Origin of the sequence: Celeribacter baekdonensis B30, from assembly GCF_000299875.1 — a bacterium.
Classification (GTDB): Bacteria; Pseudomonadota; Alphaproteobacteria; order Rhodobacterales; family Rhodobacteraceae; genus Celeribacter; species Celeribacter baekdonensis_A.
Window position 1 is genome coordinate 68,308 of the sequence record NZ_AMRK01000015.1, and the last position, 14,101, is coordinate 82,408.

Consider the following 14,101-nt stretch of genomic DNA (forward strand, 5'->3'; position numbering starts at 1 on the left):
CGTTCACGGTTCGGCATGCAGGCCGGTTGTCGCGACAGCTGTAACAGGACAGCATGGTGCCGATCCGCCAAGCGATGGCTAGCATCCAAGCCCCAGCGGAAGAGCTTTCGCAGCGCGGCATCCACTGCCGCATCCGGGTTTTCCAGCTTGCCAGTGAGGCATGCGAGTGCCGGACCGGCGGTGTCTCGGTCATGGGGACGTCGCCTCCTTCTCGTCTGGCGCAATCGGGTTTTTGTTGTCCTGCGCCTGCGCCAGGCCAAGATCGCCGAGAATGGCGTAGAAGGCGGGCAGGACGATCAGGACAAGGACCGTGGAGGAGAACAGGCCAAAGACCACCGAGATCACCAGCGGCTTCAACGTCTGCGCCTGAGTGCTGGTCTCGAGAAGCAGCGGCACAAGTCCCATCATCGTCGTCGAGACCGACATCAGGATCGGGCGAAACCGCGCGCGACTGGCTTGGCCTGCGGCGCGGGCCAGATCCATGCCTTCGGCGGCGCGTGCCTTGATGACCTGCACCAAGAGGATGGCGTTGTTGACCACGATACCGGCCAGCGACGCGGCGCCGATCAGCGACGGCATCGAGATATTGTAGCCCATGATCAGGTGCCCCAGTACCACGCCGATGAAGGCCAACGGGATCGACAGCATCACAATCACGGGTTCCACATAGCTGCGGAACTGGAAGGACAGCACGACGTAGATACCGATCAATCCTATGAGAAAACCGCGCAGGATCGAGGCGACGGTTTCTGCCGAATTGGCGCTCTGCCCGGCGACCTCGAAACCAAGGCCCGGGAACTCGGCAGCAAGCCGTGGCAGAAAGTTGTTCGACAGTTCGGATACGATCGCGTCGGCGTTGCCGATGCGCGTATCGACATCGGCCTGTACCGTCACGGTGCGCTGCCCATCGACATGGGTGACGGAAGACCAGCCGCGCGCCTCATCGATCAGCGCGACGGTCGAAAGCGGTACTGTGTGACCGTCCGGCAGGGTGATGGTGAAGTTGCGAAGATCGTCGTAGGAGTCCCGATCTTCCGCGACTTGTTCAAGCTCGATCTCGTGGGCGATGTCGCCTTGCTGCACGGTGGTTATCACGCGGCCTAGGTAGGCGGCGCCGATCTGATCGGCCACATTTTGCGCGGTCAGTCCCAGCCCGGTCGCGCCCTCGGCGAGGCGCATCCGAAGTTCCGGCTTGCCGGGGCGCAGGTCACGAGTGGCATTGAATACTCCGGAATAGGTCTGGACCTCGGCAAGAAGGCTATTGCCGGCCTTGGCCAAGTTCTCCAGATCCTGTGCCGACAACCGGATCTCGATGGCGATCCCTTGTGGACCGATGCTGGGTTCCATCAGCAGGATCGCCAGGGCTCCAGGTACATCCCCGATCTCCTCGCGCCAAAGCGTCACGATCTCATCCAGCGCCACGGTGCGTGTCTCGGCGCCCAGTAGGTCGGCGCTGATCGTGGCAACATGCGGACCGGATTCGCCGGCGGTGGGATTGTAGTTGAATCGCGTCTGGACGGACTTCACCAGTGCCGCGCCGCCCGGCTGATCGGGCGCAAAGGCGGCATCCACCCGGCCCAATGCGGCGCTCACCCGGTCGGCCACCTCTGCGGTGCGCGCAAACGGCGTGCCCTGCGGCATGAGTATGCGTGCCTCCAGCACGTCACCGTCGATGGCCGGGATCGCCTCGCGCTTGAGATACCCGCCCCCCATAAGCCCCACGGTCACGATCAGTGCCGCGATCGTCGCGCCGGTGACAAGGTATCTTCGCCGGATCGCCATGTCCGCCATGGCGCCGATCCGCTTCTCGCGAAACCGTTCGAAACGTGCATCGAATCCCGCGCGGAACCTCGATGGCGGCTTTTCCGCCCCCTTCAATCCGTGGCTCAGGTGATGCGGTAGCACCCAGAAAGCCTCGGCCAGGCTTGCCGCAAGTGCCGCGATCAGCACCATGGGGATCACCTCGAGGATGGCACCCAGTTCGCCCACTAGGAAGGCCAGCGGGCCGAAGACCGCGATGGTGGTGGCAAAGGACGAGAGCACCCCCGGCATCACCGCCATAGTGCCTTTCACTGCTGCCGCGGTGCGCGAGGCGCCGTCTGCAGCGGCCTCGGCGATGGCGTCGGAAATGACGATCGAATCGTCCATCACGATCCCGATGGCCATCAACAAAGCCACCAGTGTCATCATGTTCAGCGACAGCCCCTGAAGCGCCATCGCGGCGAACGCACCCATGAATGCCACCGGAAGGCCCATGGCCGCCCAGATCGCGAAGCCGGGGCGGAAGAAGAGGCTCATCACCGCGACGACCAGGATCAGTCCCAAAATACCGTTCTCCACCAGCATCGTCAGCCGGTCGCGCACGATGCTGGTCATGTCCTTGACGACGTCCAACCGCAGCGTGTCGGGTAGGGCCAGACGCTCGGAAGCTACGAGCTTCTCGACGCTGCTGAACACTTCCAGCGCGTCGGCTCCAAGCGCCTTGTCCACTTGCAGGTAGACTGCGCGTTGCCCGTCGAAATAGGCGCGTTCCTCCTCTGGCGAATAGTGCTCAGAGATCGACGCGATCTGTCCGAGGGTAAGCTCGGCGCCGTTCGGCCGGGACAGAACGACAAGGCCGGCGAGGCCGGCCGCGCTGCGCCGCTCATCGGTGAAACGGAGGCTGATCTCACGGTCGGCGGTCTCAAGCGTACCGAGGGGGCGGTCGAGGCTCTGTGCGCCGATTGTTCCTGCAAGTTGCGTGACGGTGAGGCCGTGTTGTTCCAGCACCGCCCGAGGCACTGTTATCCGGAACTGACGCGTTCCGAAGCCGGACATCGTGACCTTCGCCACCCCGGGGAGGATAGATAATTTGTCCTGAAGACCAGCAGCGTAGCGTTCCAGATGCGCGGCCGGCAAATCACCCGCCACGGCAACCGAGGTAACGTTGTCGGTGCGGTGAAGCTCGCGCACGATTGCCGGGTCGGCTTGGTCGGGAAAATCGTCGATCGCCGTCACCTCGGTGCGCAGATCATTCACAAATCTGGCACTGTCGCCTGACGGGGCCATCGTGGCGATGGCTCGCGCAACGCCGCCCTGCGCGGTGCAGGTCAATTCGTCCAGATTCTCGACGCTTTCGACCGCATCCCAGATCCGTCGGCAGATGGCGTCCTCGACCTCTTCGGCCGTGGCGCCGCGATAGACCACGCTGATCTCCGCCTCGACAGGACGGAAATCAGGAAAGGTCTCACGCTTCAGCGTTGGCGCAGCCATCAGACCGGCCGCGAAAATAAGCACGAGTAACAGGTTGGCGGCCGTGGGGTGCCCGGCGAACCAGCGGATCATTCCGAGCCCTCCGCCGGTTCGACGATCATGCCCGGGATCGCCGGCATCAGATCATCGACTATAACGTCTTCGCCCGCTGCGATGCCACCATCCAGCACCACAATGCCCGACTGCCGCCAGTCTACCGATACCGTGCGCACCTCTAGGCGGCCTTCTTCGTTTCGAAGATAAACCACGTCACCCTCATGGATTGCACCATCGGGCAGAGTGATGCGCGCCGGTTCTTCGGGCCCGGTGAGGATGACCTCGACATACATGTTCGGCACCAGTGGCAGGCGCAGCGGCGGGTTCGCCCCGGCATAGGGATTATCCACAGCGATGACAGCGGGAACCGACCGGGCCTGCGGATCGAGTGCGCTTTCCACCCGCACCAACCGGCCCGTCCATGTTTGGGATGGGTCGGACACAAGACGCACCTCAGCGACAATGTCTGCGAACCGTTCGGAAAGATCCGAAATCGTCATTGGGCCGTTTCCGGTCGCGCCGCTCAGCAGACGGCGGAACGAGTCTACCGGAATCTGTGCCGTGATCTCGGCCTGGCCGATGTCGTCGGCCGCGACCAGAGACTGACCGGCGCTCACGAACTGGTGGTGCTCGACATGCACCTCACTGATCCGGAGATCGAATGGTGCCGAGATATCAGTCTTGTCGAGGTCACGCGCTGCGCGGGCCAGAATGGTTCTCGTCCGCGCAACCTGGGCCTCAAGTCGTGCGCGGCGTGAGGGAATCAGCGCATTGGCATTGCGCAACTCCTCCACACCCCGACGCACCTGCAACGTGGTGCGTTCCTGGGCGTCGAGCGTAGACTGGGCTGCGACTCCACGCTCAGACAGGTCGCGCACCCGCGCCAGTTCGGCCTCTGCCAGCGTCAGCCGGCCTTCTTCCAGGGCCAGAAGACGGCTGGTGTTTGCCTCGTCAACGCCCAGTTGCGCGGTGTCCGCTTCCAATGCGGCCAGATCGGCCTCGGCCTGAGCAATGGCCAGTTCGTAACCCGTTGGGTCGATCCGGAGAACCTTTGTCCCTTCGCTGACAACATTGCCGGTCTCCAGATTGGGATGACGCCAGACGATCGTTCCTGCAACCTCGGCCACCGCTTCCCAGTTTCGCGCCGCCTGCACATTGCCGTACCCCCGCACGGTGGTCCGCACACGCGTCATCTCAGCGATCACAATGCGGGCAACGACGCTGCGCTCGGATTGGTCTATCCGCGCCGGAGGTTCCGCCGTTGAGATAAGCCATGCAGCGGCGCCGACGCCGATGGCGACCGGTGGTGCGAGTTTCAATAGGCGTGGAATTTTCACGATCTGTCTCCCCCGGCTTCCAGTCCGGACAGGCGAAGCTGCAGCCCGATCAGCCGATCACCTTCTGCCACCAAATCGAAACCGCGTCCGGTCAGTGACCAGCGCAGTACGCAATCCTGAACCACTCCGAGTAGCAAGGATTCGATATCGAGTGTATCGATCTGAATATCTCGACCGCATTCCTGCACCGCCACGGAAAGTTCTTCCGTTATGCGTAACCGGAGCGCCGTCATGATACGGACATGTATCGGATGGACGACTTCTTCGGCGGCGAGACGTCCAGTTGAAAACAACAGTGTCGGGATCGCCGGATAGTCTTCGATCAGCTTAAGTTGCGCCAACAGAGTCTTGCGGACTCGGACGACTGCCGGGTCGCCTTCCCGGCTTACAAGTTCCCAGGCGTTGCGGGCAAGTCGCTCGATCTCCGAGAGAACAGCAATCCAGAGGTCGTTTTTAGTGGGGAAGTGCCGGAAGAGGCCAGCTTGGGTGATACCAATATGATCGGCAATCGTCTGAGTGGATAAGCCACCTTCACCCAGTTCGGACAGTAAACGAAGGGTCATCTCCACGATTTCCTGTTGACGCTCGACTGCTGGTTTCCTGGTAGTAGTCATCTGATGGCCTCATAAGATAGTGATTGATTACTATCTTAAATGCCTCGATGCAATAGCGTTCAGGAACGACGACAGTACCGGGTTGGAAACCGGCGAACGTTGCGAGTTGGATGAAATTGTAATTGCTTAATACATAGGACTCCTATTTAATGTGCTCGGAGGATCGAAATGGGTTCAGACTCGAAGCACATCATCACGGCATTGCAACGGCTTGCGATGTTCTGGCGCGCGAGCCAGTGGCTCGTGGCGAAGGATTTCGCTCTGAACCCGACCCAAGGCGAAGTTTTGACGCGCGTGGCGGCAAAGCCCGAACGAGCGGTGGATCTGGCAGATATGCTTGGAATCTCACAGGCCAGTCTGAGCGATAGCGTCGCTGCACTCGATCGTAAGGGGCTTGTACGGCGCCGACGTGATCCCGATGATGGCCGGGCACGAATGATCGAGGTGACGCGGGCGGGCGCTTCGCTGGCCGAGCGGATGCCGGATGCTCCAGCGGTGATACAAGAGGCGATTGCCGGGCTTGCCGAGGATGATCGTGCGGGGCTGCTGCGCTGCCTGTCGCTGATCATCCGCTCGCTTCAGGAGGCAGAGGCGATTCCGATACAGCGGATGTGTCTCACCTGCCACTATTTCCGCCCGCATGTCCATACTGACCCGGTGCGGCCGCATCACTGCGGCTTTGTCGACGCCGCTTTCGGCGACGGCGGCCTGAGGCTCGACTGTGCCGATCACGAGACCGCCACGGAGGAGGAGGCCGCCCGCAATCGGACGCGCCTGTCCGCCGTGGGGTGAATGGGGCGCCCGGATAACCGCTGCAACGGCCCGGACGCCCCGAATGCAACCCCTCTGTCACGAAAGGAAGCTTCCCATGATTACACGAAACCGAAGACTTTACTATGCCACCGCAGCCTGTGCCGCGCTTGCCGCCGGCGTAGCGAGCGGGCATGAATTGCCGGGGGCAACGGGCAACGCAGAACGCGCCGCCTTCGACATCGTCGCCGCGAATATCACCACTGAAGGCCGCAACGCGGTCTTCACCATGTCGGTCGCGGGCACGCCGGGCGAAGATATGCCGGACTCCGTTGGTGCTCTCGGCGGCGCGTCGGTCTTCTCCTATGTCTGGCCGACGACGCTTGACCCTGCCGTGGTGGGCTTCGAGGCCGGCTCCGGCATCCTCGCCTTCGCCGTCACGATCCACCCCGATTTCGACGACACGCCCCTGTTCGACGAAACCGGCTCTGGCACGACGGACGGCGATGGCGGCGCTTGGCACAGCCATTGGGTCGTGCTTGGCCCCGATGAGGCCTGCGGGCCCGGCGCGCTCAAGGTCATCGACATCCCCGAAGGGGCCTCGCCGGCGCTGCCGCTGACCTGGCCGGGTCTGCCGATCCTGATCGATTCTCCCGGTTGGTCGCCGGTCTTTGCCGGGCCGAAATTGAGCGTGACTGTGCCGTTCGCCGATATTGGTGCCGTGGAGGCGGCGCGCTTTGACGGCGTGACAGCGGCCTTGCGGGTCAACGTCAATGTCCATGCGCCGCTACTTTGCGTGACGGACGTGTTCGACGTCGCCTCGGGCGATCTGAGCCTGCCAGGCAGGGTCGGAGAATGACAAATCGGGGCGCGGGCCGGTGCCCGCGCACTCCATCGCAAAGGCAGCATCGCATGGACGACATTCCCTTCCACACCGCCCACTGGCTCAACACAGACCGCCCGCTGACATTGGAAGATTTCTGCGGTCGCGCGCTGGCCGTCGAGGTCTTTCAAATGCTCTGCCCCGGCTGCGTGCTGAACGGCCTTCCACAAGCGCAGCGCCTGGCGCAGACCTTTGACGAAAAGGACCTCGCCGTGATCGGCCTGCACAGCGTGTTCGAGCACCACCAAGGCAACAGCCGCGAAAGCTTGGCCGCCTTCCTACACGAATGGCGCATCCACTTCCCTGTCGCCATCGACATGCAGGGAGAGGGTCCGTTACCCCGAACGATGGAGGCCTGGGGCCTGCAAGGCACGCCGAGCCTCGTCCTCTTCGACCGCACGGGCAAGATGCGGGCGCGCCATTTCGGGCAGGTCGCGGACATGGCGCTTGGTGCCCAAGTGATGGGGCTGATCGGAGAGGGAGAAGCGGGATGAGGGCATTCCGGATTGCCGAACTGCGCATTGGCAAGGTCCGGCCGCTCGGCCCGAATGCCGTTCCCTCCGGCATCGACAAGGTGGCTGTCGCCGGTCCGCTCATGGCCTGGGCCGAAGGGCTTGAGGGCGACGAACAGGGGGATACCCGTCATCACGGCGGCGCAGACAAGGCCCTTCATGCCTATCCCGTAGCGCACTATTCGGTCTGGGCAAACGATCTGCCCGAACGCGCGGCGCAGTTCGGTCCCGGCGCCTTTGGCGAGAACCTTGTGATCGAGGGTGCGACGGAGGACGATAGCTGCCTTTTTGACCGCTACCGGCTGGGCGGCGCGATCGTCGAGGTCAGCCAGACCCGCCAACCCTGCTGGCGGCTCAACCTGCGCTTCGATTTGTGTGACATGGCGGCGCGGGTGCAGCAAACGGGCCGCACCGGTTGGTATTTCCGCGTCGTCTCGGAAGGACTCATCACGGCCGGCGACCGGGCGGAGCTGATCGCACGACCCTGCCCGAACTGGCCACTTACCTGTGTTTGGAGGCTGCTTTACCGCGACACTTCGGACCATGACGCTCTGACCGCCTTTGCCGCGCTTCCGGGCTTGCCGGAAAACTGGCGGCGTATGGTGGATAGGCGGCTGGCGCGGGGAACGGTCGAGGACTGGCGACCGCGCCTCGAAACGCCGGGCTGATCACTTTCAGACCCGCCGTCGCATCATCGCCGGGCCATAGAGCATTGCGAAACCACCGAAAGCAGCGATCCACGCAAGACCCGATAGAATGTGCAAAAGTGGTGCCTGATCGGGCCAGAGGCCTGCGGCGAGACGCGCGAGGATCGCCGCCAGCTGCCCGAGATAGAGCGTTAGGGTGCCCCGGCCCGCTTTCAGTTCATGTCCGGTATGGCCAAGCGTGGCACGGGTCATTACGGCCAGGGTCATCAAGCCTACCGCGCCGGCCATCCAGAGATGCTGTGCCGACGCCCCACCGAAGACACCGGGCACGAGGATGGAGACGCCAAGCGCGATGGCGCCGAGCGGAAGGAAGAGATAGCCCAAGTGTAGGATCCACAGAAGCGGCTCTGCCAGTGTCCGGTCCCCGGCCCACCTTGCGAGCCGCACCAGATGCAGCGCCCCGGCAGCCAGGAGGAGCGGCGCCAAGGCCTGCGCTTCCGGCGCCGCAATCCAGGCAAAAAGCGCGGCGAGAAGCGCCAGGAGCGCGATCTTGTCGAAGCGCTGCATCGGTGGCACGGGCAACCGCCCCGGACCCTGACGTGCCAGCCAGTTGCGGGTGAAGGACGGCACGATCCGTCCGCCGATGACCGCAATCATCATCAGCGCCGCACCGAGGCCAGCCCGTAGACCATAGCCCTGCGCCGCATAGTCGCCACGCGCCGCTTCCCAGTGGAAGATTGCATTGGAGATCGTGAAGATGCCGAGCATCGTGAGTACGATCAGGTTCCGCCAGTTCTTCCCGACAATGATTTCGCGTGCAAGGAACCCGGTCAGCGCCACCGGCATGGCGAGATCGACGAGCGCCACGGCAAGGGACGGCAGACCATCCGACAAGAGGACTCCTGCACGCCCGCCGACCCAGAGCACGAAAAGCCCGCCAAGCGGCCAGCCGACAATCGGCAGTTGCCCGGTCCAGTTGGGAACAGCTGTCAGCAGGAAACCGGCAATGACCGCCGATAGATAGCCGAACAGAAACTCATGCGCATGCCAGCTTGCAGCGTCGAACTGGCTTGGCAGTTCGAGGGAACCGGAGAGCGCCGGAATCCAAAGCGCCATGGCAAGCGCGACCCAGATGGTGGCCCCGAGGAAGAACGGACGGAACCCGAAGCTGAGGATCGCCGGGCCGCGCCATGCGCGCATTAGCTCTGCAGTAGTACTCATCCCAATTCCCCTTCAGTCTGCACCCCTTTCTCGGTCAGGATGAGATCGAGAGGAATATCATGAGGTTGCGGGTAGATGGTCTTGAGTTGCGCCGCGTTGATCCCGATACCGACAACAAAGGGCTTCGGGCTCAGCGCCGCCAATGTCCGGTCGAAATAGCCCCCGCCATAGCCGAGGCGATAGCCATCCGCCGTCCAGCCAACGAGGGGGGCAAGCGCGATGTCGGGCGTGACGACGGGGGCGTCCGGCGGCGGAACGGGAATGTTCCAATCGCCGCGCACCATGCGGGTTTCGGGCGTCCAGCGGCGAAAGGTGAGCGGGGCGGCTTTGGTTTCGACCAACGGCAGGGCGACGGTCACGCCACCCTCGTGCAGGTCGGCCATTAGCGGGCGCAGGTCGGGTTCGCCCTTGATCGGCCAGTAGGCGGAAAGGACCTTGCCCTGCGCCCCGCCGAAGCGGTCTTGCAACACCTGCCGCAGATACCCGGCCAGTGCCTCGCCGATCTCCTTGCGTTCAGCAACCGACAGTGCCAGACGGGCGGCGCGCAGGCGGGTGCGTTCGGCCTTGCGCCAACGCGCGACATCACGTGCCTGCTCGGGATCGACAGCCAGCGGATCGAAATACTCCGGTGCGACCTCGGCGGCATAGCAGGGCGGTGAGGAAAAGCCGCTTTGGCAGCGGAAGCTCTTGAAGTCGTCGCTCATGACATCGCCGTGAAACCGTTACGCACTGGGCCCTTCAGGATATGCCGGGCCTGCGCGACCATGGCGTTCAGACGTGCGGCCGCAGGGACGACATCGGGGATGTTTCCCGCGCCCTGACCGGCATAGAGCGCCATCGCTTCCAGATCGCCGGTTGTGGTGCGCAAGGGTGAATCCGTGCTGAAGCGCAGGCGGGGCTGATCGTCGTCATGGGCGATGGTCTCGCGCGGCAGGCTGTCCGGGTCGTGACCCAGGTAATTGCCCTTGAGACCCTCCGTCACGCTGTTGCCGATCACCCGCACCGCAGCGCCCTTGGGCCAGTTCAGAACGAACACATCGGTCAGCACCGTATCCTCGCCCGTGGCCTCGACGATGCGAGACTTGTGATAGGAATGCGCAAAGGATTCTTCGGTCGCCAGAAAGGCGGTGCCGCATTGCACGCCGCTGGCCCCGATCGCCAATGCGGCGGCAAGCCCTTCGCCCGTCGCGATCCCGCCCGAGACGACGACCGGCAGGTCGGTCCCGGCCAGTATCCGTTCCGCCAGCCCGAAGGCGGGACTTCGTCCGTGCACATGGCCGCCCGCCTCGATCCCCTGTGCGATGATCACATCCGCCCCGGCAGCTTCGGCCATCCGCGCGGCGGCCTCCGTTCCGACCTGATGCAATACGAGACATCCCGCGTTTTTCACCCGCGCCACCACATCCGGCATCACATCCCAGAAAAAGCAGAAGGCCGTCACACCAAGATCGAGGCAACAGGCGATCTGTGCCTCAAGCAACTGCGGCTCTGTCGCCGCCGGGATCAGGTTGACGGCGAAGGGCCGGTCCGTCGCCGCCCGCATCGCGGTGACCTCCCGTGTGATCAGGTCGATGGGTTCGCGCACCATCCCCAACATCCCGTAGCCGCCCGCATTGGCCACCGCCGCCGCCAGTTCCCATCGGGACACGCCGCCCATGCCCGCCAGCAGGACGGGTGCCTCGCATCCAAGCAGATCGCAAAGCGGCGTTCGCAGAGGTTCCGCACTATGTTGGTCTGTCATTTTTCCCCTCCCTTTCCAACCATCGGCGCAGGCAGTCCCGCAGCACGACGGCGTTATTGTGTTCCTCGTCCTTAGAGGCATAGAGCAGCGTGACGACATCGCCCTGCGCGTATCCGGCAAGCTCACACACCAAATCTTCGCGCGTGGCGAGTTCCGCCCGGTAGCGCGTACTGAAGTCCTGCCACTGATCAGGATTGGCATGAAACCAGTGTCGCAACGTATCGCTAGGCGCGATGTCCTTGCACCAGTCGAACAGCCGGGCGCGGTCCTTCGCCACGCCGCGTGGCCAAAGCCGATCGACCAGAATCCGCTTGCCGTCCGACACCCGCGCCGCGCGATAGATCCGCTTGACGCGGATACGCTCGCCGGGGGTGTCGGGGATGGGGGGCCTTGCAGGGGGCATCAGCTGTCCGGTTGGCCCGTGTCGCCGATCATCTCCACCGCCTTCAGCGCGTGGGCCCAGGCCGCCCCGGCGCGCATTTCGGATGCAACCCAGATGGCTTCCATGATCTGTTCGCCCGAGGCCCCCTCACGCTTGGCCGCCTTGACGTGGCCTTCGATGCACCACGGGCATTGAGTCACATGCGCCACGGCCACCGCGACGAGCTGCTTGGTGCGTGTATCGAGCGCCCCTTCGGCGAACACCGCTTTCGAGAACGCGCGGAATGCGTCTTCGGCATCGGGTGCCAGGGCATGACGCCGGTCGACAAGGTCCCTGGTAGGTTTTGGGAGGTGTAGCTCAGACATGGCCCGTCTCCCGCGTTTCGAATTGCGGAAACAGCACATCGTTTTCCAGCCGGATATGCTCTTCGAGGTCGTCAAGGAATTCACCGACCCCGGTATAAAGCCGCGTCCAGCTTCGGCAGGCGCCGTCCGGCAATGTCAGGTTGTTGGTCAGGTGCCGGATTTGGCCGACTTCGGCTTCGTGGTTGTCATGATCCGCGCGCATTGCCGCAATCGGCGCATCCAGCCCCGCCGCCGCGTTGCGAATGGCGGGGAACAGGATCAGTTCCTCTTTCTTCATGTGAACTTCCAGGTCACCGATCATCCGGTGCAATAGGTCGGCCAAACCCGCGGGAACCTCCGTTTGCCCGGCATGGACCGCTTCGACCTTTTCCGACAAGGTCGCCAGTTCAGGAAGCTGGGCACGGTGTTTTGCGTGATACTCGGTCTCGATGAAACTGGTCAGGTCGCTCGGGTCTTGCGGGGGCATTGGTTTTGTCATGTTCGTATCCTCGGGTCAGAGCAGTGATGGAATTGTCCGGGGCTTCGCATCCTCGACCGCCATATGCAGCGAGCGCGCGATCCGCTCGGCGCGTTCGATGACATGCGCCGCGCCTTCGGGCGGGCAGGTTTCGGCCGCGGTTTCGCGGAACAGCGTCAGCCAGCGGTCGAAATGATCCCAATCCACGGGCAGGCCGACATGCGCCGGGACCGGGGCTCCGTGATACCGGCCCGTCATCAAGGCGACCGAAGACCAGAAGGCCACCATGCGCTCCAAGTGCGGGCCCCAATCCGAAATCCGCTCCGCGAAGATCGGGCCAAGCGCCGAATCCGCGCGCACCTTGCCATAGAAACAATGCACCAGTTCGGTCAGCTTTTCCTCGTCCAGCCCGGTTCGCACCATGATCTCGGCGGTCATTTGCGGGCGGGCGGAATTGATCTGTGAGACGGTAGTCGACATGGGCCCCTCTGGAAATTGATCTTGAGTCTCATGCTATCTCTGCTAAATAGGTATTGTAAATACCAATTTGAAGATCTGCGGGACGCCATGAACCTTACCTCCTTCACCGACTACGGACTTCGAATGCTGATGCGGATGGCGAGCGCGCCCGACCGGGCGTTCTCAACGGCAGATTTGGCAGAGGAGTTCAAACTGTCGCGCAACCACCTGGCGAAGATCATGCAAAGGCTCGCACAGGGAGGGATCGTCGAGACCCGGCGCGGGGTGAATGGTGGCGCCGTCTTGCGATCCAGCCCCGCCGAGATCCGGCTTGGCGACGTCGTGCGGGTGCTCGAACAGGGGCAGGCGCTGGTCGCGTGTTTCGGGCCAGACGCGGGGTGCACGATAGAAGGCTGTTGCCGCCTGAAATCCCGGCTTCGGCAGGCGGAGCGTCAGTTCATCGCCGATCTGAACAGATCCACGCTCGCCGATATCGCCCTTCCCGAACCGGCAGCCGCATGACGAAGAAAGGCAGATCAAGATGACAGCATCGTTGTCGTCGACGCGCAGGTGCTGGCCAGGGCTTTCGGTCTGCCCGTCGAAGAAACGCGGGCGCGGATGTAGGGCGGCAAGATCACCTCTCTTTCCGAGGCGGGCGAGGGCGAGGATGCGGGTCGTTGGCGCTTGACGTTTTGTCACCAAGGCCGCGCCCTGCGTTTGATTGTGGATGCCCGTGGCGAAGTCTTAGGACGAACGACTTTCCCGATTGGCTCTCGGAATGCTTCGAGCGGACCGGGAACTGCGTTGAGAGCGGCCAATGCTGCGCCAGCAGGACGCAAGGAGGCCTGACGCCGAACCATTTTGAGAACCTTTTTGGCACTGGCGTCTGATCTACATCGCCTGCTCGTCCCGTCCGGCGCATGAACTTCTGGACCCTAAACTCATCGATCTTGACCAGCCCTATACGAAAGAGTTCGAGGGTATGACCAAGGCGCGTGTCAATCTCGACGACCTGCTCGAAACCCGAGAGCGGCTGGTCGCGGACATCCGGTCTCGTCTCGACGAAAAGGCCGGGACGTTTCTCCTCGGCTTGCATGATAGTACGCCCGATTTCGATGCTATCGAGCGGCCGCAGGAAGCTGACCTGCCTGCGGTTCGTTGGAAGCTGATCAATCTGGAGAAATTGAAGAGGGATAACCTGGCCAAGTATGCGGAGCACAAAGCAGCGCTTGAAGCGCTCATCAGGTAGTCAACACCGTCGCTGTCGCTCCGTTCAGGGAGTGACCGGTCCCTGCAGTCAAATGCGATGCATGAATGCCTCGAAGGCATGATTTCCCAAACGATGCCAGTGAGTTACATTAAGCGACGAGTTTGGGGACTTGGCGTTCGACCAATCGCAAGTATCGTTGGTTGCCCGTCCCCGCAACCAAAAATCATCAATATAT

General features: G+C 63.0%; 17 protein-coding genes. 7 read left to right on the plus strand and 10 right to left on the minus strand.

Going from position 1 to position 14,101, the window contains the following annotated elements; genetic code table 11:
• Positions 1-189: 189 nt before the first annotated feature.
• Genes B30_RS18965 through B30_RS18975 form a run of 3 tightly spaced genes read right to left on the minus strand, consistent with a single transcriptional unit; the run spans position 190 to position 5,239 of the window.
• A complete protein-coding gene (locus B30_RS18965; protein WP_009573811.1) occupies positions 190-3,324 on the minus strand; it encodes an efflux RND transporter permease subunit in 3,135 nt (1,044 codons plus the stop codon).
• Positions 3,321-4,625, minus strand: a complete 1,305-nt coding sequence (locus B30_RS18970) for an efflux RND transporter periplasmic adaptor subunit (RefSeq protein ID WP_009573812.1) — start codon at positions 4,623-4,625, stop codon at positions 3,321-3,323. Before B30_RS18970 ends, B30_RS18965 begins: the two co-directional genes overlap by 4 nt.
• A complete protein-coding gene (locus B30_RS18975) occupies positions 4,622-5,239 on the minus strand; it encodes a TetR/AcrR family transcriptional regulator (RefSeq protein WP_009573813.1) in 618 nt (205 codons plus the stop codon). The genes B30_RS18970 and B30_RS18975 overlap by 4 nt, the downstream gene beginning before the upstream one ends.
• Before the next feature lie 168 nt (positions 5,240-5,407).
• On the opposite strand from B30_RS18975, the gene B30_RS18980 reads away from it, so the two are divergent.
• The 4 genes from B30_RS18980 (at position 5,408) to B30_RS18995 (ending at position 8,052) form a co-directional block, all read left to right on the plus strand.
• Complete coding sequence (locus B30_RS18980) at positions 5,408-6,031, plus strand: MarR family winged helix-turn-helix transcriptional regulator (protein ID WP_009573814.1); 624 nt, start codon at positions 5,408-5,410, stop codon at positions 6,029-6,031.
• Positions 6,032-6,107: 76 nt separating this feature from the next.
• Positions 6,108-6,848 carry a hypothetical protein gene (locus B30_RS18985; RefSeq protein ID WP_009573815.1) on the plus strand — a complete coding sequence of 247 codons (741 nt, stop codon included), beginning with the start codon at positions 6,108-6,110 and terminating at the stop codon, positions 6,846-6,848.
• 53 nt (positions 6,849-6,901) lie between these two features.
• Positions 6,902-7,366 carry a TlpA disulfide reductase family protein gene (locus B30_RS18990; RefSeq protein ID WP_009573816.1) on the plus strand — a complete coding sequence of 155 codons (465 nt, stop codon included), beginning with the start codon at positions 6,902-6,904 and terminating at the stop codon, positions 7,364-7,366.
• Positions 7,363-8,052: an MOSC domain-containing protein gene (locus tag B30_RS18995; RefSeq protein WP_009573817.1), complete on the plus strand. Its 690-nt coding sequence runs from the start codon at positions 7,363-7,365 to the stop codon at positions 8,050-8,052. Before B30_RS18990 ends, B30_RS18995 begins: the two co-directional genes overlap by 4 nt.
• 6 nt (positions 8,053-8,058) lie before the next feature.
• On the opposite strand, the gene B30_RS19000 is transcribed toward B30_RS18995, so the two are convergent.
• The 7 genes from B30_RS19000 to B30_RS19030 are packed head-to-tail and all read right to left on the minus strand — an operon-like array spanning position 8,059 to position 12,677.
• Positions 8,059-9,252 (minus strand): NnrS family protein, encoded by a 1,194-nt coding sequence (locus tag B30_RS19000; RefSeq protein ID WP_040402985.1) that lies wholly within the window; start codon positions 9,250-9,252, stop codon positions 8,059-8,061.
• Complete coding sequence (locus B30_RS19005) at positions 9,249-9,956, minus strand: 5-formyltetrahydrofolate cyclo-ligase (RefSeq protein ID WP_009573819.1); 708 nt, start codon at positions 9,954-9,956, stop codon at positions 9,249-9,251. The genes B30_RS19000 and B30_RS19005 overlap by 4 nt, the downstream gene beginning before the upstream one ends.
• Positions 9,953-10,993 carry an NAD(P)H-dependent flavin oxidoreductase gene (locus B30_RS19010; protein WP_009573820.1) on the minus strand — a complete coding sequence of 347 codons (1,041 nt, stop codon included), beginning with the start codon at positions 10,991-10,993 and terminating at the stop codon, positions 9,953-9,955. The genes B30_RS19005 and B30_RS19010 overlap by 4 nt, the downstream gene beginning before the upstream one ends.
• Positions 10,977-11,396, minus strand: coding sequence for a DUF488 domain-containing protein (locus tag B30_RS19015; RefSeq protein ID WP_009573821.1), 420 nt, complete (start codon positions 11,394-11,396; stop codon positions 10,977-10,979). Before B30_RS19015 ends, B30_RS19010 begins: the two co-directional genes overlap by 17 nt.
• Positions 11,396-11,740, minus strand: a complete 345-nt coding sequence (locus tag B30_RS19020; protein WP_009573822.1) for a carboxymuconolactone decarboxylase family protein — start codon at positions 11,738-11,740, stop codon at positions 11,396-11,398. The genes B30_RS19015 and B30_RS19020 overlap by 1 nt, the downstream gene beginning before the upstream one ends.
• The gene (locus B30_RS19025; protein ID WP_009573823.1) at positions 11,733-12,218 is read right to left on the minus strand and encodes a hemerythrin domain-containing protein; all 486 of its coding nucleotides are present in this window, start codon (positions 12,216-12,218) and stop codon (positions 11,733-11,735) included. The genes B30_RS19020 and B30_RS19025 overlap by 8 nt, the downstream gene beginning before the upstream one ends.
• Before the next feature lie 15 nt (positions 12,219-12,233).
• On the minus strand, positions 12,234-12,677 hold the full coding sequence (locus B30_RS19030) for a group III truncated hemoglobin (protein WP_009573824.1): 444 nt from the start codon (positions 12,675-12,677) through the stop codon (positions 12,234-12,236).
• 87 nt (positions 12,678-12,764) lie between these two features.
• Between B30_RS19030 and B30_RS19035 the strand changes: the two genes are divergently transcribed.
• From B30_RS19035 to B30_RS19040, 3 genes are all read left to right on the plus strand, one after another.
• The gene (locus B30_RS19035) at positions 12,765-13,178 is read left to right on the plus strand and encodes an RrF2 family transcriptional regulator (protein ID WP_009573825.1); all 414 of its coding nucleotides are present in this window, start codon (positions 12,765-12,767) and stop codon (positions 13,176-13,178) included.
• 111 nt (positions 13,179-13,289) lie between these two features.
• On the plus strand, positions 13,290-13,505 hold the full coding sequence (locus B30_RS22585; protein ID WP_269771053.1) for a DUF6522 family protein: 216 nt from the start codon (positions 13,290-13,292) through the stop codon (positions 13,503-13,505).
• Positions 13,506-13,638: 133 nt separating this feature from the next.
• The gene (locus tag B30_RS19040) at positions 13,639-13,905 is read left to right on the plus strand and encodes a hypothetical protein (protein WP_009573826.1); all 267 of its coding nucleotides are present in this window, start codon (positions 13,639-13,641) and stop codon (positions 13,903-13,905) included.
• Positions 13,906-14,101 lie beyond the last annotated feature (196 nt).